We start from the raw sequence: 2,939 nt of genomic DNA on the forward strand, positions 1-2,939 counted from the left end.
GTGGTGCTCGATAAGGTTTTAACTCATCATAGCATTAGCACGCTAAACGTAATTGCATTTGCATTTTTGGCGACCATCATATTTGAGATGCTTTTAAGCCTAAGTAGAAATTATATATTCGCTCACACTACTACTAAAATTGACGCTAGGCTAGGTAGCGAGCTTTTTAGCCATTTAGCTCTGCTTCCGATGACCTACTTTGAAAACCGCAAGGTAGGAAACATCGTTGCTAGAGTGCGAGAATTAGATAGCATAAGAGAGTTTATCGCAAATAAAAGCGTAAGCGTGCTACTTGATATTTTATTTAGCTTCGTATTTGTCTTTATGATGCTGCTTTACAGCGTGAAGCTTACGCTGATCGCAATCGCATTTATAAGCGTAATTGCTGCGATCTATTTTTTTATCACGCCGGTACTTAGAAGGAGACTGGAGGATAAATTTCAAATGGGAGCCGCTTCAAACTCCTATCTCGTAGAAGCTGTAACCGGTATGCAGACGGTAAAATCTCTAGCGATCGAGGGCAGTATGCAAAAGATGTGGGAGGAAAATCTAGGCAGATACGTCCGCTCATCTTTTAATCTTTCAAATTTAAGCAACGTCGCAAGCGGCTTTGCCTCCGCACTACAAAAGCTTATGACGCTTTGCATCTTATACTTCGGCGTGGGGCTCGTAATAGAAGGCAAGCTAAGCGTTGGTCAACTCATCGCCTTTCAGATGTTTGCGGGGCAATTTAGCGCTCCTGTAATGAGGCTGGTAGGTCTTTGGAATGAGTTTCAGCAAGCCCTTCTTAGCGTTGATAGGCTAGGAGATATATTAAATACTCCAACCGAGCAGAGCACTGATAAACCCATTGCGCTAAATAATATAGAAGGAGATATAAAATTTGACGCCGTAAATTTCAGATATAGACCGGATCTAAATTTGGTGCTAAAAGATATTAGCTTTCACGTAGAGCCGGGCAAAAGCGTAGGCATAGTAGGCAGAAGCGGCAGCGGCAAAAGCACGATTACAAAGCTGATCGAGCGGCTCTATCTGCAAAGCTCGGGCGCCGTTTACATAGACGGCATAGATATCAGACACCTAAATCCATATCTTTTGAGGCAAAACATCGGCGTGGTCCTTCAGGAAAACTATCTATTTAGCGGCAGTATCAAAGAAAACATCGCCTTTGCAGCAAGCGGAGCGAGTATGGAGGAGATCATCAGGGTTAGTAAGATCGCAGGCGCTCATGATTTTATCGCAGAGCTTGCGGGAGGTTACGATACCTTCGTAGGCGAGCGCGGTTCAAGCCTTAGCGGCGGGCAAAAACAGCGCATCGCAATCGCTAGAGCGCTCATAAATAATCCTAAAATTTTGATCTTTGATGAGGCGACCTCCGCGCTTGATTATGAAAGTGAAAGCATCATAAATAAAAATTTAAGCGAGATCAAAAAGGGAAAAACCTTCATCATCATCGCCCATAGGCTAAATTCCGTCAAGAATTGCGATGAAATTTTAGTGCTAGATAAAGGCGAGATCGTAGAGCGCGGAAAGCACGAGGAGCTAATGGCTCTGGGCGGCTACTACAAGAGCTTATATGATAAGCAGCTAGGATAAGCCGAAGGGTAGGGCGGAATAACAATGCTAAAAATTTTCAAAAGAATAGAGGATGATTCAAACGAGTTTAAGCCTCTTTTAATCGAGATAGAGGATGCTCCGCAAAACCCTTTGGGAAGATCTATCTTATGGATCGCTTGTGGGGCTTTGATATTTGCCGTGCTGTGGATGGTATTTGCTAAGGTTGATATCGTAGTAAGCGCTAACGGCAAGGTCGTGCCCGACGGCGAGATCAAAATTTTAAAATCGCTCGAAAGCGGCGTCGTCTCTAAAATTTTAGTAAAAGAGGGTGATAGAGTAAAAAAGGGCGATCATCTAATCTTAATCGATCCTAGCGTCTCTACGGTAAATTTATCCACCAAGCAAGAAAGCCTAGCCTTACTTGAATACTCGATAAAAAGGCTTGACGCTCTAAGTTCGGGTAGGAGTCTGGATGCTAACATCAGCGCAGATGAACTAAGCTTATACAATACGCAAAAATCAAATTACGAAGAGAGCATAAACGTCTATAATCTAAAAATGCAAGCTCTGCAAATGGGGATAAATTCCACTAATTTAGAGGTCGAGAGACTAAGCGGAATTTTAAAGATAGACGAAGCGCGGCTAAGTAATCTAAATAAAGTAAAAGATATAATAGCGCGCAAGGATCTATATGAGCTCAAATCCAAGGTAATCGAGCTAAACTCCAATCTTAAAATTTCAAAAGAGAAGCTTGCCGAGCAAAAGGCAAATTTAGATGAGCTAGCCAAGGAGCTTGAAGCCTTTAAAAGCCAAAGCATATCTAAGTGGCTTGATGAGATGCTAGCCAAACAGAAGGAAGCAAGCTCACTAAAAGCGGAGATCAATGCGATCTTGTTTCAAACCAGACAGCAGATCATCTCCTCTCCGGTTGACGGCTTTGTGGGGAAGTTACTAGTAAATACGCAAGGAACCGCCATCACAAATCAAGAAAATTTAATCTCTGTAGTGCCTAGCGATAAGCCTTTAATCATCAAAGCAAATGTGCTTAATAAAGACATAGGCTATCTGGAGAACAATCAAAGCGTAGCCATTAAGGTTCAGACCTTCGACTTTCAAAAATACGGCAAGATAGAAGGTAAGCTCATCCACATAGCAAACGATGCGATAAATGACGAGAAGCTGGGGGAAATTTACGAAGTAAAGATTAGACCGGATTCTACATTTTTGATCGTAGATGGGATCAAAAAGGAGATCGAGCCTGGTATGAGCGTAACGGCAGAAGTAAAAGTAGGCAAAAGACGCGTAATAGAGCTATTTATCTATCCCGTCATCAAATACCTAGACGAAGGACTTAGCGTAAGGTAGGGAAGGAGGGCAGGCGG

2 protein-coding genes are annotated in these 2,939 nt (G+C 42.6%); both read left to right on the top strand.

Annotation, left to right across the window (positions count from 1 at the left end):
- Positions 1–1,596 (top strand): type I secretion system permease/ATPase (locus Q0144_RS09770; protein WP_298063823.1); only part of this gene is annotated, 1,596 nt, incomplete at its 5' end.
- Between the two features lie 24 nt (positions 1,597–1,620).
- A complete protein-coding gene (locus tag Q0144_RS09775) occupies positions 1,621–2,922 on the top strand; it encodes an HlyD family type I secretion periplasmic adaptor subunit (RefSeq protein WP_298063826.1) in 1,302 nt (433 codons plus the stop codon).
- Positions 2,923–2,939 lie beyond the last annotated feature (17 nt).

The organism is uncultured Campylobacter sp. (genome assembly GCF_938045345.1).
Lineage (GTDB): Bacteria > Campylobacterota > Campylobacteria > Campylobacterales > Campylobacteraceae > Campylobacter_B.

What these genes read in the sequence shown, in the direction of transcription:
- Q0144_RS09775 (WP_298063826.1), top strand. Translation starts at nt 1,621, where the DNA reads ATGCTAAAAATTTTCAAAAGAATAGAGGATGATTCAAACGAGTTTAAG.